Source organism: Plantactinospora sonchi (assembly GCF_036422035.1).
Taxonomy (GTDB): domain Bacteria; phylum Actinomycetota; class Actinomycetes; order Mycobacteriales; family Micromonosporaceae; genus Plantactinospora; species Plantactinospora sonchi.
The window spans coordinates 43,252-67,038 of the sequence record NZ_JAZGQK010000019.1 but is presented as its reverse complement, the minus strand read 5'-3'; the positions used below and the strand labels follow the sequence as shown (position 1 = coordinate 67,038).

Here is a 23,787-nt window from a genome sequence, read left to right as displayed (position 1 = left end):
GTGACAGGTGGTCGGGCCTCGGTCTCCGCCGTCAAACTAGTTGATGCCGTCATGGACTTTGTGTCGTAAACTTATCTACGTGACCGGGAACTTTGAATACGATGAAGTCGACGACAACGACGAACGGCCCCCCGCCGACGCCGCCGCCGCACTGCGCCTGATCGTCGAACAGCAGGCGGAAGCGGCCCGGCGACTCAGCCCGAACATGCTGTTCTACTACTGGCCCTGGGGCCTGGCCTGGTTGATCGGCTTCGGCCTCTTCTTCCTCCGCTTCGGCCCCGACGACCGGGTCCTCGTGACCCTGCCCGCCTGGCTGCCGCTGCCGGCCCTGCTGGCCCTGCTCGTCGCCGCGTCCCTCGTCTCCGGTTTCGCCAGCGCACGGACGTACGGGCGGGTGAGCGGCGACTCGAACCGGCGGGGCGCCTGGTACGGCATCTCCTGGGGGCTCGGCTTCGCCACCCTCAGCACCGTGCTCAGCCGGATCAGCCCGCACCTGCCCGACGACCTGAGCACGCTGCTGTGGGCCGGTGCCACGGTCGGGCTCACCGGCGCCCTGCACATTGCCGGCGGCGCGGTCTGGCTCGACCGCAACCTGTTCACCCTCGGCGCCTGGATCAGCGTGATCAACATCGTCGGGGTCGTCGCCGGCCCGGGCTGGCACGCCCTGATCATCGCGCTCGGCGGCGGCGGCGGCATGCTGCTGGTCGGCGCCGTGGTGGAGCTTCGCCGTCGTCGGCCAAGCCCAGTGACCCGGCTCAGCCCGGACGTCCGATGACCGACGCCCCGGTTCCGGAACTCGACCCGGTGATCCACGCACAGGCCCGACTCCGGGTGATGGCCACCCTCGCCACCCTCCCCGACAGCGACCAGATCACCTTCCCCCGGCTCCAGGAGATCCTCCGGATGACCGCCGGCAACCTCTCGGTCCACCTGCGCAAGCTCGAAGAGGCCCAGTACGTCGAGATCGTCAAGACCCACCACGGACGTACCCCGGCGACCCTCGTCGGGCTGACCCGACGCGGCCGGTTCGCCTTCGAGGAGTACACCGCGGCGGTACGTGCCCTGCTCGATCCCCCCTCAGCCGAGGAGACGTCATGATCGTCGCCCGAGCCATCCAGGCCACCCGCCGGTACGGCGAGGTGACCGCCCTCGACCAGGTCGACCTGGACCTGCACGCCGGTGAACTCGTCGGACTGCTCGGCCCCAACGGTGCCGGCAAGAGCACCCTGCTGAACCTGCTCGTCGGGCTGCGTCGGGTCAGCGCCGGCCGGGTCGAACTGTTCGGCGGCGACCCGCGCGACCCCGCGTACCGGCGGCAGATCGGGATGACCCCGCAGGAGACCGGCCTGCCGCCCACCCTGCGGGTCGGCGAGGTTGTCGACTTCGTCGCCGCGCACTACCCCGACGCGGTGCCCCGGGCCGAACTGCTCGGCCGGTTCGGTCTCGACGACCTGGTCCGCCGGCAGACCGGTGGCCTCTCCGGCGGTCAGCGGCGCCGGCTCGCCGTCGCCCTGGCCTTCGTCGGCCGCCCCCGGCTCGTCTTCCTCGACGAACCGACCACCGGCCTCGACGTCACCGCCCGTCGGGAACTGTGGGACGGCATCCGTCACTTCCACGCCGAAGGCGGCACCGTTCTGCTCAGCAGCCACTATCTGGAGGAGATCGAGGCGCTCGCGCAGCGGGTGGTCGTACTCGGCCAGGGCCGGGTGCTGGCCGACGACACCGTCGGCGCGGTCCGTGACCTGGTCGGGCTGCGTCGGGTCAGCCTGGTCGTACCGGAACTGCCGGCCCTGCCCGGGGTACGGAACGTGTCCCAGGTCGACGGGGTGACCCACCTGCTGACCAGCGACTCCGACCAGCTGGTCCGGGACCTGGTGGGCAGCGGCGTCACCTTCTCCGACCTGGAGATCCGGGCCACCTCACTGGAGGACGCCTTCCTGGCCATCACCACCGGATCCCCTGCTGCCGGTGCCGGTGCCGGCGCCTCCCGTGGCGGTGCCGGTGCCTCCGCTGACGCCCCCGCCGCCCAGCCCGTCGAAGCCTGAGGAGACCGGACCGTGCGCCTCGCCCTCGTCCACGCCAGATTCCAGCTGCTGGAGACCATCCGGATTCCGATCGCACTGGTCGGCAGCGCGTTCTTCCCGGCCGCGTCGATGCTCTTCTTCGTCGTGCCGTTCGCCGGTGACGACCCGGTCGCGGCGACGTACGCCACCGCCTCGATGGTCACCTTCGCGGTGATGAGCACCAACATCTTCCAGTACGGCATCGGGGTCGCCGAGGACCGGGCGCAGCCCTGGGACCCGTACCTGCGTACCCTGCCGGCCGGGGCGGCTCCCCGCTTCGCCGGTCGGATCCTGGCCGGCCTGCTGATGACCGTCTTCTCCCTGCTCCCGGTGGTGGTCATCGCGGCGGTGGGGACCGAGGCCCGGATCAGCGGGCCGGCGTTCCTGGCCGCGCTCGGCACCACCGTCGTCGTCGCGGTGCCGTTCACCCTGATGGGACTCGCGATCGGCTACTCGCTGCCGAGCAAGGCGGCGATCGTGGTCGCCCAGGTGCTCTTCTTCCCGCTGGCCTTCGGCGGTGGCCTGATCCTCCCGCCCGGCAGCTCGCCCGGGTTCATCGAGGCGATCGCGCCCTACCTGCCGACCCGGGGTGCGGCGGAGCTGATGTGGGCGGCCGTCGGTGACTTCCGGGTCAACCCGACCGCGCTGGTGATGCTCGGCGTCTGGGTGGTGGTACTGGCCGGTCTCGCCGGTTGGGCGTACCGCCGGGACGAGGGCCGCCGGTTCAGCTAAACGCTCGCCCGAGCATCGGCGTGGGGAACGGCAACAGCCTCGGCTACTGGCGTTGACGTCCGGCCAGCCGGACGTCGCTAGCTGCGAACCCGCGTCTGGTCATAAACGTGGCTGCTCTTGACTCAGCCGAGTCGGCGAGGGCACCGCCTGGGGTGATGGCCTTGGGCGGAGCGCCGCCGTCGTTGGAAGTGGCAGCCTCGGCGATCGGCCGGAGCGACGGTACCCACTATCGAACGGTTAGCTGAGCCGGCCAAGTCCGAAGGCGATGCTTGCTGGCACCTGGTTGGAGGGCCGGTACATCGCGCTGATGCAGCGGGCCACCGCGCTGCCGGCCCCGACCGTCGGCGGCTGACCTACAGTACGGGCTTCGCAGACCGACGACGGTAGGTCAGGCTCACTGGACACGGATCTATACGGTCGGCCGAGACAGGGTCACCGACTCGTTCTGATCCGCGCTGATTGGACTCTTACGAGATTGACTCGTGGGTGATTGAATCGACCGTCTGTCAGCAGCGATCTGCGGGGAGTAGCGGTGGATGTCTTCGATGTACGGGAAAAACTCATCGAGGACTACAAAGAGTTCACCTCGAGCTTCGTGGATCCGCGTGACCCCCAGATCCATGATCACGTCGCCCGGTTGACCGCCCTCGGCTACCAGTGGCCCGCGCCGTACCTGTCTCTCAACCCGAACTTCTCCTCTGGCGGATCGGTCGAGGAACTGGTCCGGGACGGTCTGCTGCATGCGGACAGCGAGCGGGTGTTCCGGATCAAGGCGGACGAAGACGACCCGGGCAGTCAGCCGCTCCGCCTACACCGGCACCAGCGGAAGGCGATTGAGGTCGCTCGGGGTGGCCAGAGCTACGTACTGACGACCGGTACCGGATCCGGCAAGAGCCTGTCGTACATCGTGCCGATCGTCGACCGGGTGCTGCGGGCCAAGGCGTCCGGCATCTATCAACCTGGGGTCAAGGCGATCATCGTCTATCCGATGAACGCCCTGGCCAACAGTCAGCTACGGGAGCTGGAGAAGTTCCTCTGCTGGGGCTTTCCCAAGCACGAGCCGCCGGTCCGGTTCGAGCGCTACACCGGACAGGAGAGCCAGGAGGACCGGCGACGGATTCTCGCCGACCCACCGGACATCCTGCTCACCAACTACGTGATGCTCGAACTGGTGCTGACCCGGCGAAGGGAACGGGACAAGCTGGTCCGGGCTGCTCGGGGGCTGTGGTTCCTTGTCCTAGACGAACTGCACACCTACCGAGGGCGGCAGGGTGCGGACGTGGCGTTCCTGGTGCGCCGTACGCGGGATGCCTGCGACGCCGCTGAGCTGCAATGCGTCGGCACGTCCGCGACGATGAGCAGTGAAGACGTAGCGACCAAGGACCAGCGTGCGGACGTGGCCCGGGTGGCCGGTCGACTCTTCGGCACTCCGGTCGAGCCGGCCAACGTGATCGGTGAGTCCCTGCAACGGGCGATCACACTGCCCTCGAATAGTGGCCCAGAACTCACAACGCTGCTTGCCGAGCAAACCCGACGATGGTCCACCGAGCCCTCGTCCGCCGCAAGCCTGGACGAATTCCGGACCGATCCGCTCGCGTACTGGGTGGAGAGCGTCTTCGGTGTCGAGGAGCGATCCGGGGGGCAATTAAGGCGCCGACGGGTGCCGAGCACGTTGCCACAGGCAGCGGATAATCTCGCGGAGTTGACCCGGGAGACCTCCGAGACATGCCGGCGCGCGATCCAGGCCGTCCTCCAGGCCGGTGCCGCCTTGGTGGACCCGAAAACGAACCGGCCGATCTTCGCCTTCCGCCTACACCAGTTCCTCTCCAAGGGCGACAACGTCTACGTCACGATCGAACCGCCGAAACAACGACACATCACCAGCCGGTACCAGGCCGTCTCGCCGCTGAGCACCGAGACCGATCGCAAGGTCCTGGTACCACTGGCATTCTGCCGCGAGTGCGGGCAGGAATACCTGATTGTCCGGCGTACTGGACACGGCTTCGAGGTGGGCAACGAAGCTGACAGCGGCGCCGGAGACTCGGGTTACCTCTACATCAGTGACGACCAGCCGTGGCCGGACGACAACGAACTCGTGCTACACCACGCCCGGCTGCCCTACTCGTGGACCATGTCGGCTGACGACGGTCGTACCATCGTCGCCCCCGGCAAGGAAAAGTATCTGCCCGAGGTGGTGCACGTCGCCCCCGACGGCTCTGAGGTGCCGGCCGGGCGCGGTGTGGCAGCAGCCTGGGTCACCACCCCGTTCCGGTTCTGCCTGCGTTGCCAGGTCTCTTACGAACGCCAGCGAGGCAAAGACTTCGCCCAGCTCGCCAAACTCTCTGTCGAGGGGCGCAGCTCCGCCCTATCGGTGATCGGCGCCAGTGTGGTCCGGGCGCTGCGTGCCGCGCCGGAGCTGGACAAGCGGGCCCGAAAACTGCTGTCCTTCGTCGACAACCGGCAGGATGCCTCACTACAGGCCGGGCATTTCAACGACTTCGTCCAGGTGGTCCAGCTTCGCGGCGCTCTGTATCGAGCGGCGGCTGCCGAGCCTGACGGACTGACCCACGAACGCGTGGCACAGCGGGTCACCGAGGCGTTGCGGCTGGAGCTACCACAGTTCGCCCGCCGTCCCGATGTCCGGTTCGGCAGGGACGAAATCTGGCGGGCCCTGCGTGAAGTGGTCAACTACCGGCTCTATCTCGATCTGGAGCGGGGTTGGCGGGTGACGATGCCCAACCTCGAACAAACCGGGCTGCTCCGCATCGACTACCGCTACCTGGACGAGGTCGCTGTCGACCGGGAGATCTGGGAGTCCCGCCATGTGCTGCTGCGGGACGACCAGCCCGAGCACCGGTACGAGATTGCCGCCACCTTGCTCGACGAACTGCGCCGCAACCTGGCCATCGATGTTCGCTGTCTGACGAACGATGGATTCGACGAGATCCGCAAGCTGTCCCAACAGCATCTGGAGGAACCCTGGAAGCTGGGCGACCGGGAGCGGCCCGTCGTCGCGGGTATCGCCTTCCCACAACCCAGCGGCAAGGGTCGCCCCCGGAACCACCTCCACCTGTCGGGCCGGGGCGCGTTCGGCAAGTATCTGATCCGGCAGTACGGCGCGCACTGCACGGTCAACGATGCGCAGGAGGTGATTCGGGATCTACTGGCGGTCCTGGCAGAGGCCAGTCTGGTCATCGAGGTGCCGCCAGAGGACCGGTACGACATGACCGGCGGATACCGGCTCAAGTCCGATGCGCTGATCTGGCGAGCCGGCGATGGAAAGGTCGGCGCCGAGGACCGGGTTCGCAAGGTGCTCTCCGGCGAGGCGGGGGCCAGGGTGAACACCTTTTTCCGAGACCTCTACCGGGACACGTCGCTGTTGCTGGCTGGGCTTCAGGCGAAGGAACACACCGCCCAGGTGGATCCGAAGCGGCGTCAGGAGCGTGAGCAGGAGTTCCGTGACGGCGATCTGCCCCTGCTCTTCTGCTCACCCACCATGGAGCTGGGGGTCGACATCAACGCCCTCAACGCGGTGGCGCTACGCAACGTGCCGCCCACCCCGGCGAACTACGCCCAGCGGGCCGGCCGGGCAGGGCGGTCCGGCCAACCGGCGCTGGTGGTCACGTACTGCTCCACGGGCAACCCGCACGACCAGTACTACTTCAAGCGTCGCGAGTTGATGGTGGGTGGCGCCGTCCGGCCACCCCGGCTGGACCTGGCGAACGAGGATCTGGTCCGCTCGCACCTTCAGGCGATCTGGCTCGCCGAAACCGGTGAGGAACTACCCAGCTCGCTGGTGGACCTGATGGAGAGCGGCGGGGAGCAGCCGACGCTGACGCTCAAGACCAAGATCGAGTCAGCGTTGAACGATCCTGCCGCCAGGCAGCGGGCGGTGTTGCGGGCAACCGCGACGTTGGCCGGCGACATCCACACGGAACTTCGTGAGGCCCCGTGGTGGCGGACGAACTGGATCAACGACAAGATCGAGCGCGCCTTTGTCGAGTTCCAGAACGCGCTGGACCGCTGGCGCCGGCTCTATCGTGCGGCTCGTAAGGAGTACGAGGTGCAGAGCCGCCGGGCGGTCGACACCAACGTGTCCGCGCGAGCCCGGGAAGAGGCCAGACGCCGCGCCGACGACGCTCGGGTGCAGCTCAACCTGCTCGGCAACGAAGACTCCGACGAACCACAGACCGACTTCTACACGTACCGCTACCTCGCCTCCGAGGGCTTTCTCCCCGGGTACTCGTTTCCACGGCTTCCGCTGGCGGCGTACATCCCCGGGCTGCACGGGCAGCGGCAGGGGGACTACATCCACCGGCCGAGATTCATCGGCATCAGCGAGTTCGGCCCCGGTGCGCTGATCTATCACGAGGGCGCGCGCTACATGGTGCGGGGCGTCCAACTCCAGCAGGCGGCGGCGCCCGGCCAGGAGGGCCTGCTGACCACAAAGTCCCGGCGTTGTGTGGCCTGCGGTCACCTGCACGACGACGTGGTGGGCATCGACGAGTGTGACAACTGTGCGGCAACCCTCGGTAACGCCGACGCGAACCTCCTCCGGCTCTACACCGTACGCACCCAGCGCCGAGAGCGGATTTCCTCGGACGAGGAGGAGCGGCGCCGGGCCGGCTTCCAGATCGAGACGTCATACCGCTTCCACCACCATGGGAGCCGGCCGGGCAAGCTGACCGCAGCCGTTGTCGGAGAGGACCTTCCGGAGTTGGCAACCCTGGTGTACGGGGACGCGGCCACCGTACGCCGGGCCAACCTCGGGTTGACCCGGCGCAAGGACGAGAAGGTCCGGGGCTTCTGGCTGGACACGACCAGCGGGGAGTGGCTGTCGGAGAAGAAGGGCACCGAGCCGACCACCGACGAGGAGGATGTCGACTCGGCGGAGACGGTAAAGCTGAAGCAGCGGGTAATCCCGTACGTCGAGGACCGGCGCAACATCCTGGTGCTCCGGCTGGCCGGCAAGGTGTCGGTGGAAATGGCCCGATCCCTGCTGTACGCGCTGGAGCGAGGCATCGAGGCGACCTTCCAGTTGGAAGACTCGGAGTTGACCGGCGAACTGCTGCCCGATCCTGAGGAGCGGGGCCGGATGCTGTTCATCGAAAGCGCCGAGGGCGGGGCCGGGGTACTGCGTCGGTTGGTGGAGGAGCCGGACGCGTTGGCGCGCGCGGCAGTTCGCGCTCTCGAAATCGCCCATTTCGACCCGGCGACCGGGGACGAGGCGGACCAGGGCGTCGAGGGCGTCGAGGACCGGTGTGTGCAGGGCTGCTACGACTGTCTGCTGTCGTACGCGAACCAGCCGTACCATCGGCAGATCGACCGGCACCTGGTGGTCAGCCTGCTGCTGGACCTGGCCGGCGCGGTGGCGACCCGGACCGGCGGACCGCTGGCGACACCGGTCACCGAGGCGGGTCTCGCCGGACCGGTGGCGGATTTTGTCGCGTGGTTGGCGGAGTCCGCCTACCGTCCGCCAGACGAGACGTCGGGAAGGGTCGCCGAGGCTTGCCCGGATCTGATTTACCGGGAGGCCCGGGCGGCGGTTTTCGTCGACCTGCCCGGCGAACCGTACGGCGACGGCCGGGACGCCGATGCCGAGGAGAGCCTCTATGACGCCGGCTGGACCCCGATCCGGGTGACGGCAGGCGACTGGGCGGCGGTTGTCGCCAAATATCCGAGCGTGTTCGGTAGCCACCTAGGGGGAGTCGAATGACAGTGACGGCGGAGCGGTTCGAGCCGGGCACGCTGGTACGGGCGCGTGGCCGGGAGTGGGTGGTGCTGCCGGAGTCCGAGCCGGAGCTGCTGGTGCTGCGGCCGCTGGGGGGTTCGGACGACGAGCGGGCCGCTGTGCTGCCGGGCCTAGAGCAGGTCACCTCGGCGACGTTCGCGTTGCCGGACCCGACCGACGCCGGCAACGCGAGCCGGGCCGGGCTGCTGCGCACCGCGCTGCGGATCGGTTTTCGGTCGACCGGTGGCCCGTTCCGCTCGCTGGGCGGCTTGGCGGTGGAACCGCGTCCCTATCAGCTCGTACCGCTGCTGATGGCGCTGCGCCAGGACACCGTACGGCTGCTGGTCGCGGACGATGTCGGGATTGGCAAGACCGTGGAGAGCGGTCTGATCGCGGCCGAGTTGATGGCACAGGGCGACGCCGACGGGCTGGCGGTGCTGTGCAGCCCGGCGCTGGCCGAGCAGTGGCAGCGGGAGCTGGCCGAGAAGTTCGGCATCGCCGCCGAGCTGGTGCTGCCGGGCACTGTACGCCGGTTGGAGAAGGACCTGGTCGGGGCGCAGTCGGTCTTTGACCGGTACCGGCACGTGGTGGTCTCCACCGACTACATCAAGCGGCCCGAGCTGCGGGACCAGTTCCTGCGCGGCTGCCCGAACCTGGTCATCGTGGACGAGGCGCACGCCTGCGTGCTGGACGACAGCACCCGGGCCGGCCGGTCCCGGATGCTGCGGCACGAGCTCGTCCGCCGCTTGGCGGCCCGACCGGACCGGCACCTGATTCTGGTCACCGCGACTCCGCACAGCGGCAAGGAAGCCGGCTTCCGCAACCTGGTCGGGCTGCTCGACCCGGCCCTGGAAACCGTCGACCTCGACCGGCAGAACGGCCGGGAGCTGCTGGCCCGGCACTTCGTGCAGCGTCGCCGCGCCGACATCCGGGCGTTCCTGGAGGACACGCCGTTCCCGGAGGACCGGGAGTCGACCGAGCGGGCCTACCGGCTGACCGGTGACTACCGCAGTCTCTTCGACGACGTGGTCAGCTACGCCCGGCAGACGGTGCGGGACCCGATTGGCGGCCAGGTCCGGCAGCGGGTCCGTTACTGGTCGGCGTTGGCGCTGCTGCGGGCGCTGGCCTCGTCGCCGCTGGCGGCGGCGGCGACCCTGCGTACCCGGGCGGCCAACGCCGACGCCACCGACGCCGACGAGGCGGACGCGCTGGGCCGAGCCGCCGTGCTGGACCTGCCGGACGACGAAACGCAGGAGTCGGTCGACCTGGTGCCGGGCGCGGAGACCGAAGACGACCGGGGCAGCCCGGAGCGGCGCAGACTGCTGGGCTTCGCACGCCGGGCCGAGGCGCTGGCCGAGCAGGGCGACAGCAAGCTTGCCCTGCTGGTCAAGGAGGTCAAGTCGCTGCTCGGCGATGGCTTCAATCCGGTGGTCTTCTGCCGGTACATCGACACGGCGGAGTATGTGGCGGCCCGGCTGGAGACTGCGCTGGGCAGGAACTTCGCGGTCGGCTGCGTGACCGGCACGTTGCCGCCGGAGGAGCGTACCGAGCGGATCCGGGAGCTGACCGCCGACGCCAAGCGCCGGCCGGTGCTGGTCGCCACCGACTGCCTCTCCGAGGGGGTCAACCTTCAGGAGCACTTCCAGGCGGTGGTGCACTACGACCTGGCGTGGAACCCGACCCGGCACGAGCAGCGGGAGGGCCGGGTCGACCGGTTCGGCCAGCAGGCGACCAAGGTCCGGGCCGTGATGATCTACGGTACGGACAACCGGATCGACGAGATCGTGCTCAAGGTGTTGCTGCGTAAGCACGAGCAAATCCGCAAGGCGCTCGGGGTGTCGGTGCCGGTCCCAGACCAGAGTGACAACGTCCTGGAAACCATCGCCCAGGAGCTGCTGAACGCCCCGGATTCACCGGAGCAGCTCACCCTGGACATGTTCGGCGCTGCGCCGCGCGAGGAGTTGCACCGGGAGTGGGAGTCCGCAGCGGCCAAGGAAAAGGAGTCCCGCACCAAGTACGCCCAGCGGGCGATCCAGCCCGCCGAGGTGGCCGCCGAACTGGCTGAAACCCGGGCCAGCCTCGGCACGCCGGATGAGGTGACCACGTTCGCCCGGGCGGCGCTGACCGCGCTCGGCGGTGACGTGCTAGACCGCCCGTACGGCTTCGACGCGGCCACCGGTGGCCTGCCACTGCCGGTGCGGGACGGCTTCCCGGCTGGTTTCCCTGGCCGGCTGGCGCTGCACCGCGACCTGCCGACCGCACCGCGGACCGCGCACCTGGACCGCACCGACCCGTACGTCTCGGCACTGGCCAGGTATGTCCTGGAGAGCGCGCTCGACCCGACGGTGCCGGACACCGAGCGGCCGGCCCGCCGGGCCGGGGTGATGCGGACGTCGGCGGTGCAGAAGCGGACCACTCTGCTGCTGGTGCGGTTCCGGTTGCACCTGACCCTGCCGACCCGGGCGGCGGAGACCGAGCCGCGTCGGATGGTCGCGGAGGAGGCCCGGGTGTTGGCGTTCCGGGGCGCACCGCAGTCCGCCGAGTGGCTGGCCGAGGAGGAAGTGACCGCGCTGTTGTCGGCGCAGCCATCCGGCAACGTGCTGCCGGACGCGGCCACCCCGCTGCTGGAACGGGTCATCGGCGGGCTGGGAGCGGTGGCCGAGCATCTGGACACCACCGCCGACACGCTGGCCGAAGGACTGCGCGCCGCACACATCCGGGTCCGCGAGGCGGCCGGGCAGCGGGTACGCCGGCAGATCGCGGTCACCGCGCAAAAGCCGGCCGACGTGCTGGGCGTGTACGTCTACCTTCCGTCGGGTCTCTGACCGAGGTTTGGCTGGACGTTCATGTCCGGCTATCTGAGCCCATAGTCCGAAGTGAACGGAGAGTCGTACCAGCGGTGGATGTGCCTATTCGCATGCAGGAATAGCCTGGGCGGTCCGGTGTCCCCTCGGCTCCGGACCGATACCGGATTCGTGGAGGTGCCCCATCGCCACGCTATTCCCCGCGGTGCAGGTGGTCGGCGGGCTGCTGCCTGCCGGCATGTTGCAGCGCATCGTCGACGCCGACCCCGACCTGCCGGCGAGCGACCCGGTTTCGTACGGGCTCCAGTCTGGTGAGTCGGTCCGTCGGTACGCGAACCGCGCGTTCGCGTACCTGAAGGAGGAGTGGCGGGAGTTCGCCAAGCTCCGGGCGCGGGACGGCGGAACGGCGTCGCTGCGGGTGACCCGCGATCGCTGGCTGATGGTCCTGCTGCGCGAGCTCGGCTACGAGCAGCCGGATCCGACACCGTCCGGAATCACCGTCGACGACACCCCGTTCCTGGTCGGGCACGTCTGGCAGAAGACGGTGCCGCTGCACCTGTTGCGCTGGGGCACCGACCTGGACCGGCGTACCCCGGGAATGCCCGGCGCGGCCGGCTCGGCGCCGCATTCGCTGGTGCAGCGGCTGCTGAACCGCTCCGACCAGCACCTGTGGGCGGTGCTCACCAACGGGCAGAAACTGCGGCTGCTGCGCGACTCGGCCAGCCTGGTCGGCTCCGCATACGTCGAGTTCGACCTTGAGGCGATCTTCGAGGGTGATCTCTTCCCCGACTTCGTGGTGCTCTACCGGGTCGCGCACGCCAGCCGGCTGCGCAGCGCGGACGCGGACACCGGACCGACGTCGTGCGTGTTGGAGCAGTGGCGGGCCTACGGCGCCAAGCAGGGCGAGCGGGCGCTGGAGCAGTTGCGCGACGGGGTCGAGGTGGCCCTGGAAATGCTCGGCACCGGCTTCCTCGACCACCCGGACAACACCGAGTTGCGGGCGGCGATCGAGCAGACGCTGTCGCTCGAGGACTACCAGCGGTCGCTGATGCGGCTGGTCTACCGGCTGCTCTTCTGGTTCGTGGCCGAGGACCGTGAGGTGCTGCTCGACCCGGCGGCGAGCCCGGACGCGGTACGCCGCTACGACACCTACTTCTCGGCCCGACGGCTGCGGGAGCTAGCGCTGCGCCGCCGGCACTCCGGGCACGGCGACCTGTGGGAGGCGGTGCAGCTCGTCTTCCGGCTGCTCGGCGAGGAGTCGGGCCATCCCGGGCTGGCCGTGCCCGGCATCGGCGGCCTCTACGAGCCCGGCCCGCTGGACGCACCGCTGGCAAAGGCCCGGTTGACCAACACCGCACTGCTGCGCGCGGTCGAAGCGCTGGCAATTCTGCCGCAGCGCAAGGGCGCCGGCCGGCAGCGGGTCGACTTCCGACACCTGGGCGCGGAGGAGCTGGGCAGCGTCTACGAGTCGCTGCTGGAGCTGCACCCCCGATGGGACCCGGCGGCCCGGCACTTCCACGCAGAACGGCTCGGCGGCAGCGAGCGCAAGACGACGGGCTCCTACTACACCCCGTCCTCGCTGGTGGAGTGCCTGCTCGACTCGGCGCTCGATCCGCTGCTGGACGAGGCGACCGCGCTACCAACCCGGCAGGAGCGGATCACCGCGCTGCTCGACCTGACCGTCTGCGATCCGGCCTGTGGGTCGGGGCACTTCCTGATCGCGGCGGCCCGGCGGATCGCCAAGCGGCTGGCTGCCGAGGAGACCGACGAGCTGGAGCCGACGCCGGACGCGGTCCGGTCCGCGCTGCGCCGGGTGGTCGGCCGGTGCATCTACGGCGTCGACATCAACGAGATGGCCGCCGAGTTGGCGAAGGTGTCGCTGTGGCTGGAGGCCATGGAGCCGGGCCGGCCGCTCGGCTTCCTCGACGCCAACATCCGGGTCGGCAACTCCCTGCTCGGGGTCACGCCGAAGCTGCTCAAGGAGGGCATCCCGGACGCCGCCTACGTCGCCCTGACCGGCGATGACCGCTCGGTAGTCAACGCCCTGAAGAAGCAGAACGCCAAGGAACGCGCCGGGCAGACCGACCTGTTCGGTTCGTCGGGCGTCGAGATTGGCAACGCGTCGCTCGCCGCCGAGGTCAAAGACATCGTGTACGCCGAGCCGCGCTCGTTGCGGGACGTTCACGTGCAGGCCCGTAGGGCGCAGAAGCTGGAGCGGGACCGTCAGCACGCCCGCCTCGTCGCCGACACCTGGTGCGCCGCGTTCGTGCAGTCGAAGACCGAGGCAACCCGGACGATCGCCATCACCCAGCGGGTGCTGGAGGGAGTCGATCGGGGCGAACGGACCCTGCTGGTCGCGGGTGTCGAGGCGACGGTGGAGAACTTGTCCCGGCAGTACCAGTTCTTCCACTGGCACATCGAGTTCCCGCACATCTTCCGCGTCCCCAACTACGGGCCGGCGGACAACTCAACCGGCTGGCGGGGCGGCTTCTCGTGCCTGCTCGGGAACCCGCCGTGGGAGAAGATTGAGTTTAAGGAAGAGGAGTTTTTCGCGGGTCGTGATGCATCGATCGCTAAGGCCGCCAACGCCTCGGCACGCAAGAAAGCCATCAGAGAGCTGGCAGGATCTAGTGAGCCAGGAGCGCAGGAGCTGTATCGTGAGTATCTTGCGGGGCTGACTCACGTCGAGCGAGTCAGTCATCTAATCAAGTCGAGTGAGCGCTATCCGCTGACGGGGGCGGGGAGGTTGAACACATATGCAGCCTTCGCGGAAACAGCTCGAGTAATATTGGCTACCCGAGGGCAACTTGGAATGGTTCTGCCCACCGGAATTGCTACGGACGCTAACACGCAAGACTTCTTCAAGGATCTAGTTGTCAACAGAAAACTTGTGTCGCTCTACGACTTCGAGAACGAAGAAAGAGTATTCAAGGGGGTTCACAATCAATTCCGATTCTTGCTCCTTTCCGTTGGCGGGACAGATCGGCGCATTGAGCAAATATCGCTAGCATTTCGCGCACGCCAAGCTGACCAGATCGCGCGCCGCGCTTACTCGCTCACGCCCGATGAAATCACTCTAATAAATCCGAATACCGGAACTTGTCCCGTATTCCTGTCTCGTCGCGACGCGGAGATTGTACTAAAGATCTACCGACGTGTGCCTATTCTGTGGCAAGAAGGCGACCGTCCGGTCAATGATTGGGCGCTTTCATTTCGTCAAGGATTGTTCAACATGGCCACGGACTCCGGCGCCTTTTGGGTCAGGGAGCAGCTTGAGGACGCAGGCTGGATCCGCGACGGCAACAGCTTCGTGCGCGCCAACGATCGAATGCTTCCACTTTTCGAAGCCAAAATGTTTCACCATTTCGACCACCGTTACTCGACATACGAGGGGGCTACCCGGGAGCAGTTGAACAAGGGCACTTTACCTCGGGTCACGGATGCGGCTCACGGTAATCCGAGCGGCTGCGCCGAGCCTCGCTACTGGATTTCCGAGTCAGCCGTACTTGAGCGTCTTGGTGACCTCCGGAAGAGGGGTTGGCTGCTGGGATGGCGAGATATTACGACGGCGGCCAATGAACGCACCTTTATATCGACGGTAATTCCACGAAGTGCCGTTGGACATACGATACCGCTGGCGATTTCGGCTGTCGACCCAAGACGCATCGCCTCACTACAAGCAAACCTGAGCACATTCTGTCTTGACTACGTAGTGCGACAAAAACTTTCTGGCACTCACCTAACGTACGCCTATACAAAGCAGTTCCCCGTGATTCCACCGAGTAGGTACGACGAGCGAGTCCCTTGGCTGCAAGAATTCAGGTCGCTGGAATCCTGGATCAACGCCCGCGTCCTAGAGCTTTCCTATACAGCGCACGATCTCAATCCGTACGCGCGAGACCTCGGCGACAATGGGGCGCCGTTTTCCTGGCATCCAGCCCGACGAGGGCTTATGCGCGCAGAGTTGGATGCTGCATACTTTCACCTCTACGGCGTTGAGCGCGGCGACGTGGACTATATTATGGACTCATTCAAGGTTGTCCGAGAAAAGGATGAAAAAGACCACGGCGAGTATCGCACCAAGCGTCTAGTCCTTGAATGCTACGACGCCATGGCCGCCGCCGTTCAGACTGGTCAATCATATGAAACGCCGCTTAATCCTCGCCCCGGCGATGGCCCTCGGAACTTAGCAGGATAGGATTATGATTGGCCCTGCGGCCGCTCACCTCGGACGTCGGGAATTATGCGCCAGGGCGGGAATTTCGGCAATTTTTCCCTCGTTGAGCGCGTCCCAGTAGATTCCGCTAGGGCGTCGAGGAGAGCCACACCAGATAACCTCGTCAGGGGTTACGATCAGGTCGACGCGGAAGTCGTGTGGCGATTCGGGTAGGGGCACGTCAAGAACTTGAAGTTGGTGGACCGTCGTCACAAGCAGGGTAGCGGGTGCGATCAGACCAGCCTCAGTTAACAGGGCGACTTCGATGTCGGAGTAACCTGCACCCTTACCCACTCGCACACCTTCGCGGTTGACTGCGACGCTACCGCAGACTACCAGCTCGATCGGCTGCATTTGTTTGATGTCGACAGTGGTGGCGTGGGCGGCTGCACCCGACCCAGTGGCTATGGACGCGGGCGGAGCGGCAAGGTTGCTCGGATCGAGCAAGTAGAACGGCCGGGTGTTGGCGAGCTTGGGAACGGCCATATAGAGCAACTTTCGGTCACTGAGTGCTTGCAGCCTGACCGGCAGCTGGGCCTTGTCCGGGTTCGATTTGATCACTCTGGCTCGGCGCCACTGTGGCAGCTCGGCCAGTCGAGCGGACGCCCTGTCGGCGCCAAGGAAGTTTGGAATTCGACCGTGTGCCCCAGGAGGCAAGATGGCACCGAACTGGTCCAGCCGGCGCCATACCTTTTCACGTGTTTGCTGCTTCTCCTGGTCGATATTCATACACACCTCATTTCGCCATAAGCGAAAGTACTCGGTCGGTCACGTCGTCGATGCCGGCACTGTTGCGCCATACCTGGAGCTCTCGGCATGCACCGAACAGGACGTTCGCCCCGCCGCCAGCCCGGGTCTGTTCAACGACATCGATCGCCTCGTGCAATACGGCAGCTGACTCCTCGATCTGGCGTTGCCGAATGTGAGCCAGGGCGAGGTTTCCGAGCACGATAGAGCGGGACTTTTCCCGGCCATGTAAGGCGAGAGATGTGGCTTCGAGCACGGCCTGAGCCTTCCGGGGCTTCCCAAGTGCCAGGTAACAAGATCCCGCCATCCGATTGAACTGCTCGGCTGCCACGAGCCCGTGCGCTGGGTCGGCTGCGTCTACCCTCTGGAGCCAGTCCTCTGCCTCACCGAGTGCCTCGTCACATGCGGAGCGCTCTCCCATCATGGCGTTCGCTTCCGCGACATGTAGCACCGCCAAGCCGGCCAAGGCATAGCTACCAACGCTAATCGCGAGTTGGGCGGCTTGGGCGGCTTGGGCCAGCCCTCGTTTGGGTTCGCAGTCGGCATAGAGGGCCACGAAGCCGGCGCGTAGCCGCGCGTGCGCCTCAGGTAGAAGGTCAGCGTTCTGCTTGGCAACACCGATTGCCTGGTTGTAGTACCCGACGGCAGTCCGGCAATCCCGACGCTGCGACGCATCCCAAACGAGTTGCCCCATAAGCATCGCCGAGTCGGCCCGTACGGTGGCCAGTGCTCGCCGGACCCCACCGAGCGAGGCGTAGGAATGCAGAAAAGTGATCTCACCGTGCAGACGCGCCACGGTCGGTAACAGCGAGGTAGATGGCGTGGTGTCGTAAGTGTCTGTGACGGTGACAAGTTCCTGGCGTAAGTAGGAGACGGTAGCAAGATCGACTGCCCGTGGGTTCTTCAACGAGTACGCGAGTCGGTCGCCTCGCCGCGTTCTCGCCTCCTCAACGTCCTCAAGTAGTTGGGCGAGTTCCTCCAAGGTCACTTCAAGAGCGATGGCTAGCCCTCGCCGTACCCACGGCTGGGGCTCCGACTCGGCACGTTCCCATCGCACGACCGTAGTGCGATCGACCCCAAGCCTCTCGGCGAGGCTTTCCTGCGTGTGCCCGACCGACTTTCGTCGGCTGGCCAAACGATGTCTCCTCAAAGCCATTGCGGGTGCCTTCCGTCGCGGCTTGTCAGCAGGCGCCATCGGACAGTTATCCAGATGTCATGCCGAGATGCAACATTTCTGCCTCGATTCCCCGAAGGTCGCACACTGTGGCGCCGGGACCCTGGCCGAAAGGCTGGTCGTACGGCCCGGGGCGGGTGCTGTGGCCAACGGTTTCCGCCATGCCGGCGTGGCGGACTGCCGACCCCGCCCGCCTCGGTGCCGATCCAGTCGGCAGGCACGGACGACGTCGGGAGGGCACAGATGTCTTGGTTTGCGGGAGCCGCCCGGAGGGCGGGGTGGGGTGGTGTTGCGGTTGGGGCGCTGGTGGGCGTACCCGATCAGGCTGGTGGTAGTCGGCGGTGAGCGCGGTGTATCCGAGGCTGACCTCGACGGACATCCGGTCGGTCCGGTTCGGGCGAGGGCCGTGGCGGCGCGGCTTGGATCCGGACGAGGTGTACCGGTTCCTGGACCGGTTGGCCGACGAGATGGACCTGCTGCGACGCGACGTCCGGGTGGCTCGCGACGACGCGGACCGGGTCAAGGCGGCGTTGCGGAGCTGGCAGACCCGTAACGCCCGGATCACCGACGGCCGGTGGCGGGGTGATCGGCGGTGACGGACCGACCGGTCGGGCGGCCATCCGCGGCCGTCGAGGTGTCCGACGAGATGGCGGCGCACTTCCGGGACACGATGCTGACGCACGCCAACGACCCCGGCCTCGGGGTGTGCGTGCGGTGTGGGCGAAGCCGGTGCGACGAGTGGCGGTGGGCCTACGAACGGCTGGTCCTGGCCGGCCGGCTCGACGACCTGCCGAAACCTGCCAGACCGGGCGAGGGTGGGACGCCCTCGGGAGATGCCGGAGCTGCCGGGTGATGGTGATGGTGCTGTGCCGCCGGTCAGGCCCAGGGGTCGTCAGCCGCAACCGACTCGGCATCCACCGGAGCCGCACCCTGCTCATCCCAGTTCACGCTCGTCGGTCGCTTGTCGGTGCCGACGACCTCACGCACCACCTCGACGGCCCGTGCCGGGGTGATTCTCGTTTCGGCCGGGTGGTATTCAGTGGCCTGGCCGCCGTAACTGAACTCGATGTCGCCGTCCCAGGCGGGGATCCCCGGCTCGACGGCGTATCCGCCTTCGGGCGGACCGAAATACAGCACGAAGGATCGCTCCGGGTGCCCGACACCGACCTGCGTGCCGCCGGCCGGCCTCCCGTCGTGGTACCGGAACACGTCGACCACCACCGGCTGCCCGGCCTCGTGCAGTGCGAACAGCAACGCCCCGACCTCGTCCGGGGTTTCCACCAACGCGTGGCCGGTGCCGAGCCAGGTCGCCTCATAGGTGGTCATCTGATCGTCGCCTCCCCGGTGCCGGTGTAGGTCTTCCAGTACCTCGTCCTGCCGTCCGTACCGACAACGTAGACCGCGAGACGCGAGCCAGCCGGTAACAGGGCCGGCAGGATCGTTGCGCAGCCGTACGGGCCTGGGCAGGGCGGTTGCGAGACGACAAGTACGGCGTCCCTGGGGCCGGTGTCCCGCCGCATGATGGCGGCGACATGCCCCTCGACGTGCTCGATCGCCGACTTGAGTCGGTGCCACTGATTGACGTTGTCGTCACGTCGTAGCCCCGGCGCGTTGGCACCGGGACCCTGAACACCGCTCCAGATCGGCTTGCTGCGGGTCTTGCCGTCGGCCGTGGCGAGTACCCCGGCGGTCTTGCTGCCTCTGGGTAGCAGCGGAAGCAGGGCCTCGGCCACACTCGCCAGCCAGGGAGGGGGCGACGTGCCAGACGGTGGGGCCGGGTCGGCGGCGGCTCCACTGCCGGATGCCGAGCCGTCGGAGGTCAGCGGAACGCCCATCGCGGTGGTGGAGTAATGGGCCAATGCCTCGGCGCTGCGCAGGATCAGCGTCGCACTCTCGTCGGCATGCCCGGCCGCCTGCGCCAGGCTCGTCGCTGCGCCGGGAAGTTGGGCAGTGGTGGCACCCTGCGCAGCGTCGACCAGTCGTCGCCGGGCCTGGTCCAGCTTCATTCGGGCGACATACAGCGTCGCGACGACCGCGTTCAGGTCGGCCACGCCAGCGCGTACGGCGGCGGCTACCTCGGCGAGAAGACTCATCTGCGGGGTGCCCGTCGGACCATGGCAGCATCATGCCGGCTATCGAAAGCTGGCGATGTCGCACATCGGACGACAAAGGTCATCAACCGAAGGGGCGGTCTTCCCGGCTTGTCGAGCCAGTAGCGAAGAAGTGAATCAACCTTATGATCGCCATAGTCACTACTGGTAACTGAATGATCGCGACATGTCAACTCTGGGCTCGACCTGGGGAGGACGAGCATGGCGTTCTCTTACTCGGCGGTCAACCTGGTGGGCACTCTGCTGCCCGGCGGCGTGGTACAGCGCATCGGTGAGGGCGATCCCGACCTGCCCGGCATCGATCCACAGTCGTACGACATGGTCGAAGGTGAGTCGGTGCGGCGCCTCGCCAACGTCAAGTTCTCCTACCTGCGTGACTCGTACGCGGACTTCATGAAGCGGCGGAACCGTGGCCGGACCGGTCGAGCCGGTCGTGATGACTGGCTGTCGGTGCTGTTTCGGGAGTTGAACTACCGGCAGGACTTCGAACGGCTGCCGCAGGGGATCGCGGTCGACGGACAAGCCTTCCCGGTCAGCCACGTCTGGCACAGGAACGTGCCGGTGCACCTGGTGCCCTGGGGTGCCGAACTCGACCGGCGACCCGCCGGAGCGGCACGTGGTCGAACCGGCGCCGCACCCCATCCGATGATGCAGCGGTTGCTCAACCAGAGCCCGCAGCACCTGTGGGGGCTGCTCTCCAACGGCCAGCGGCTACGGGTACTACGCGACTCCACCAGCCTGGTCGCCTCGTCGTACCTGGAATTTGACCTTGAGGCAATCTTCGAGGGCGAGCTGTTCGCGGATTTTGTCCTGCTCTACCGGTTGGCCCACTCCAGCCGGCTCAGGGCGCGAGACGAACAGGCCGGGCCGTCCTCCTGCATGCTGGAGGAGTGGCGGGCCTACGGCGCCCGGCAAGGAGAACGGGCTCTCAGCCGGCTGCGCGGCGGCGTCGAGGTCGCCCTCGAAATCCTCGGTACGGGCTTCCTCGACCACCCGGCCAACCGGGAGCTACGAGAACGGATCGGGCGCGAGTTATCCCTGGCCGACTTCAAGCGTTCGCTTCTGCGCCTTGTCTACAAAATCATCTTCTGGATGGTCATCGAGGACCGGAACGTGCTGTTCGTACCGACGGTGGAGCCGGCGGCAAGAGAGCGCTACGACACCTACCTGTCATCGCGGCGGCTACGGCGACTGGCCGGGGTCCGGCGATACTCCCGCCACGGTGACCTGTGGGAGAGCGTCAAGATGCTGTTCGGGGTCCTCGGCTCGGAATCGGGGTCGCCGCTGCTCGGGCTGCCCGGCCTCGGCGGGGTCTTCGAGCCGAGCGCCCTGGACGAGCCGTTGGCGGACGCCCAGCTCACCAACACCGCACTGCTACAGGCGGTGGAGGCGCTCAACGTCCTGGCCCAGCGCAAGAGCGGCCGGCGGTATCCGGTGGACTGGGAACACCTCGGTTCCGAGGAGTTGGGCTCGGTTTACGAAGCGCTTCTCGAGCTGCACCCACGCTGGGACCCATGCCGGCGGCGGTTCTCCTTCGAGCGGCTGAGCGGTAACGAGCGTAAAAAGACCGGCGCCTACTACACGCCTGCATCCCTGGTCGAGCAACTGCTCGACACAGCCCTGGAGCCGCTCCTCGACGAGGCGTGTGCCGCCCAGACGCCAGCCGAACGCATCGACGCGCTGCTAGAAATCACGGTCTGCGACCCGGCCTGCGGGTCGGGACACTTCCTTATCGGTGCGGCTCGGCGGATCGCCCGGCGGATCGCGATCGAGGAGGTTGACGAGCCGGAGCCACCTCTCCCTGCCGTTCGCAAGGCTCTCCGGACGGTTATATCGAGATGTATCTACGGAGTGGATATCAATGAGATGGCCGTCGAGTTGGCGACCATCTCATTGTGGCTGGAGGCGATCGAACCAGGCAAACCGCTCGGCTATCTGGAAGGCAACATCCGAGTCGGCAACTCGCTGCTTGGTGTCACCCCGGCACTGCTCAACGCTGGAATCCCTGATGCGGCGTTCGCCCCGCTCGAAGGTGACGAGCGGCCGATCGTTACCGCACTCCGGAAGCAGAACGCTACTGAGCGGCGTGGCGAACGCCCACTCGGCGAGGTCATCGACACGAGCAATCTGGATCTGGCCGAGACGGCACAGGCCATCGCCCACCTCGCGCCCTGCGAGACGCTGGCCGACGTACACGTACAGGCCCGCCGGGGCAGGCTGCTGGACGAGGAACGGCGGATAAAACGGGAGATCGCCGATGCCTGGTGCGCCGCGTTCGTCGCTCCGAAGATCAAGGAAACGCGGCCGTACGCACTCACGCAGGCAGTGCTGGAGAGGATTGGTAAGGGCGAAAGGAGCCCGGCGGTCGACGCAGCTCGACAGGTCGTCCGTTCGATGGCCCGACAATACCGGTTCTTTCACTGGCACATCGAGTTCCCGCACATCTTCCGAACAGCCAAGGACGGCGTGGAGGTCGACGCGGCGACCGGCTGGCGGGGCGGATTCTCCTGCGTGCTCATGAACCCGCTGTGGGAGCGCGTGAAGCTGCAGGAGCAGGAGTTCTTTGCCAGCCAGAGTACTGAGATCGCCCAAGCCCCGAATGCTGCGGCTCGAAAGCGGCTCGTGGCAGCCCTGGTAGACAGCGACATCCCCGAGGAGCGCGAGCTACACAACCGCTGGGTTAGGGCTTCACGGGAAGCTGAAGGAACCAGCCACATGCTACGAACTGCGGGGCGGCATGCATTAACTGGCCGGGGGGATATCAATACCTACGCAGTCTTTGCCGAGACTGGACGGTTGATCCTTGGGTTTCACGGGATGTTTGGGTCCATTGTGCCGACGGGAATAGCCATCGATGCTACCACCCAATACTTCTTCAAAAATCTCGTGACGACTCACACCTTAGTCTCACTCTACGACTTCGAGAACGAAGACAAAATCTTCCAAATGCACAACCAGTTCCGATTCTCATTGCTCACCCTGGTAGGTGCAGGGCGATTGACCGGAACAGCTTCCTTCGCATTCCGACTCCGGAGGCCCAACCAGATAGCTGAACGCGCGTACGAGCTTACCTCCGACGAAATTCACTTAATCAATCCGAACACCGGAACAGCGCCCACCTTCTCTACCCGCCGAGACGCCGAGATTGTACTGGGTATCTACAGGAGGATTCCTGTCCTTTGGGACGAGACTGAAGACCAAGGGGGGCCATGGGGCCTGTCATTCGTTGCGATGCTGCACATGGCAAACGATTCCCACCTATTCTGCGGGCAGCACGAGTTGATTGCTGCCGGATGGACGCTTGAAGAGGGAATATTCGTGCGCTCCGGGCAGCGGATGTTGCCGCTTTTCGAGGCCAAACTGGCGTACCACTACGATCATCGGTACTCGACCTACGAGGGGGCGACTCAGGAGCAGCTCAACAAGGGAACCCTTCCGCGCCTTGACGAGGCTGCCCACGTCGATCCAAACCGCGTCTCCCAACCTCGCTACTGGGTGACCGAGGAGGCAGTTGCTTCCCGACTCAAGGGACGATGGGAGCACTCTTGGCTGCTTGGATGGCGCGACGTATGTCGCAGCGTTGATGAACGCACGTTGATCTCCACCGTTCTGCCTCGGACAGCTGTCGGAGACAAGTTTCTACTCATGTTGCCTGCCAAGATACTCGGTGGCTTACAGGCCAACCTCAGTTCTCTTTGCCTGGACTACGTGTTGCGGCAGAAGTTCAGTGGACCTTCACTGAAGTATTTCGTCGTCAAGCAGCTACCGGTGCTTCCTCCTGGGCAATACGAAATGCCGACCCAGTGGGATCCCACAGTGCGGAACCTGGAGGCGTGGATTCGGCCAAGGGTTCTGGAGTTGACATACACCGCGTACGACCTGGCTTCGTACGCCCGTGACCTGGGCGACGATGGCCCGCCGTTCGCCTGGGACCCGCAGCGGCGCGAGCTGATCCGTGCCGAGTTGGACGCCGCTTACTTCCACCTCTACGGGGTGGATCGTGACGACACCGACTACATCCTGGACACCTTCAAGGTGTTACGCGAGCGGGAGATGCGCATCCATGGCGAGTACCGCACCAAGCAGCTCGTACTCGCCAGCTATGACGCCATGGCGAGGGCCGCGATCAGTCCGGGCGCCTACCAGACCAGGTTGGACCCAGCACCGGGAAAGGGACCACGGCATCCACGCTGACGTATGGTGACCCCC

The 23,787-nt window shown here is 66.5% G+C and carries 13 protein-coding genes; 9 read left to right on the top strand and 4 right to left on the bottom strand.

The genetic code is table 11. From position 1 onward, the window contains the following. Positions 1–79: 79 nt before the first annotated feature. The 7 genes from V1633_RS22155 to V1633_RS22125 all read left to right on the top strand — a co-directional run bounded on the left by V1633_RS22155 (position 80) and on the right by V1633_RS22125 (position 15,528). Positions 80–775, top strand: coding sequence for a transporter (locus tag V1633_RS22155; RefSeq protein ID WP_331216300.1), 696 nt, complete (start codon positions 80–82; stop codon positions 773–775). Next, the gene (locus tag V1633_RS22150; protein ID WP_331216299.1) at positions 772–1,098 is read left to right on the top strand and encodes a transcriptional regulator; all 327 of its coding nucleotides are present in this window, start codon (positions 772–774) and stop codon (positions 1,096–1,098) included. Before V1633_RS22155 ends, V1633_RS22150 begins: the two co-directional genes overlap by 4 nt. After that, positions 1,095–2,045, top strand: coding sequence for an ABC transporter ATP-binding protein (locus V1633_RS22145; protein WP_331216298.1), 951 nt, complete (start codon positions 1,095–1,097; stop codon positions 2,043–2,045). Before V1633_RS22150 ends, V1633_RS22145 begins: the two co-directional genes overlap by 4 nt. A gap of 12 nt (positions 2,046–2,057) precedes the next feature. Then, the gene (locus V1633_RS22140; RefSeq protein ID WP_331216297.1) at positions 2,058–2,795 is read left to right on the top strand and encodes an ABC transporter permease; all 738 of its coding nucleotides are present in this window, start codon (positions 2,058–2,060) and stop codon (positions 2,793–2,795) included. Positions 2,796–3,327: 532 nt separating this feature from the next. After that, entirely contained in the window at positions 3,328–8,511 is a 5,184-nt protein-coding gene (locus V1633_RS22135) for a DEAD/DEAH box helicase (protein ID WP_331216296.1), read from the top strand. Further along, positions 8,508–11,351, top strand: coding sequence for a helicase-related protein (locus V1633_RS22130; RefSeq protein ID WP_331216295.1), 2,844 nt, complete (start codon positions 8,508–8,510; stop codon positions 11,349–11,351). The genes V1633_RS22135 and V1633_RS22130 overlap by 4 nt, the downstream gene beginning before the upstream one ends. A 184-nt stretch (positions 11,352–11,535) precedes the next feature. Beyond that, complete coding sequence (locus V1633_RS22125; RefSeq protein WP_331216294.1) at positions 11,536–15,528, top strand: Eco57I restriction-modification methylase domain-containing protein; 3,993 nt, start codon at positions 11,536–11,538, stop codon at positions 15,526–15,528. A gap of 24 nt (positions 15,529–15,552) precedes the next feature. Here the strand turns inward: V1633_RS22125 and V1633_RS22120 are convergent, their stop codons facing one another. Continuing rightward, positions 15,553–16,275 (bottom strand): 5-formyltetrahydrofolate cyclo-ligase, encoded by a 723-nt coding sequence (locus V1633_RS22120; RefSeq protein WP_331216293.1) that lies wholly within the window; start codon positions 16,273–16,275, stop codon positions 15,553–15,555. Between the two features lie 7 nt (positions 16,276–16,282). Next, positions 16,283–17,449, bottom strand: a complete 1,167-nt coding sequence (locus tag V1633_RS22115; RefSeq protein WP_331216292.1) for a helix-turn-helix transcriptional regulator — start codon at positions 17,447–17,449, stop codon at positions 16,283–16,285. 359 nt (positions 17,450–17,808) lie between these two features. On the opposite strand from V1633_RS22115, the gene V1633_RS22110 reads away from it, so the two are divergent. Continuing rightward, complete coding sequence (locus tag V1633_RS22110; RefSeq protein WP_331216291.1) at positions 17,809–18,063, top strand: DivIVA domain-containing protein; 255 nt, start codon at positions 17,809–17,811, stop codon at positions 18,061–18,063. 280 nt (positions 18,064–18,343) lie between these two features. Here V1633_RS22110 and V1633_RS22105 read toward each other — a convergent pair whose 3' ends face one another. Both V1633_RS22105 and V1633_RS22100 read right to left on the bottom strand, forming a co-directional pair. Further along, entirely contained in the window at positions 18,344–18,793 is a 450-nt protein-coding gene (locus V1633_RS22105) for an Imm1 family immunity protein (protein WP_331216290.1), read from the bottom strand. Beyond that, positions 18,790–19,560 (bottom strand): DddA-like double-stranded DNA deaminase toxin, encoded by a 771-nt coding sequence (locus V1633_RS22100; RefSeq protein ID WP_331216289.1) that lies wholly within the window; start codon positions 19,558–19,560, stop codon positions 18,790–18,792. Before V1633_RS22100 ends, V1633_RS22105 begins: the two co-directional genes overlap by 4 nt. 219 nt (positions 19,561–19,779) lie before the next feature. Here V1633_RS22100 and V1633_RS22095 point away from each other — a divergent pair, with 219 nt between their 5' ends. Further along, positions 19,780–23,772, top strand: a complete 3,993-nt coding sequence (locus V1633_RS22095; protein ID WP_331216288.1) for an Eco57I restriction-modification methylase domain-containing protein — start codon at positions 19,780–19,782, stop codon at positions 23,770–23,772. Positions 23,773–23,787: the final 15 nt, after the last annotated feature.

Coding starts and splice junctions, on each gene's coding strand:
- V1633_RS22105 (WP_331216290.1), bottom strand. CDS start 18,793: ATGACCACCTATGAGGCGACCTGGCTCGGCACCGGCCACGCGTTGGTG.
- V1633_RS22145 (WP_331216298.1), top strand. CDS start 1,095: ATGATCGTCGCCCGAGCCATCCAGGCCACCCGCCGGTACGGCGAGGTG.
- V1633_RS22150 (WP_331216299.1), top strand. CDS start 772: ATGACCGACGCCCCGGTTCCGGAACTCGACCCGGTGATCCACGCACAG.
- V1633_RS22130 (WP_331216295.1), top strand. CDS start 8,508: ATGACAGTGACGGCGGAGCGGTTCGAGCCGGGCACGCTGGTACGGGCG.
- V1633_RS22120 (WP_331216293.1), bottom strand. CDS start 16,275: ATGAATATCGACCAGGAGAAGCAGCAAACACGTGAAAAGGTATGGCGC.
- V1633_RS22095 (WP_331216288.1), top strand. CDS start 19,780: ATGGCGTTCTCTTACTCGGCGGTCAACCTGGTGGGCACTCTGCTGCCC.
- V1633_RS22115 (WP_331216292.1), bottom strand. CDS start 17,449: ATGGCTTTGAGGAGACATCGTTTGGCCAGCCGACGAAAGTCGGTCGGG.
- V1633_RS22100 (WP_331216289.1), bottom strand. CDS start 19,560: ATGAGTCTTCTCGCCGAGGTAGCCGCCGCCGTACGCGCTGGCGTGGCC.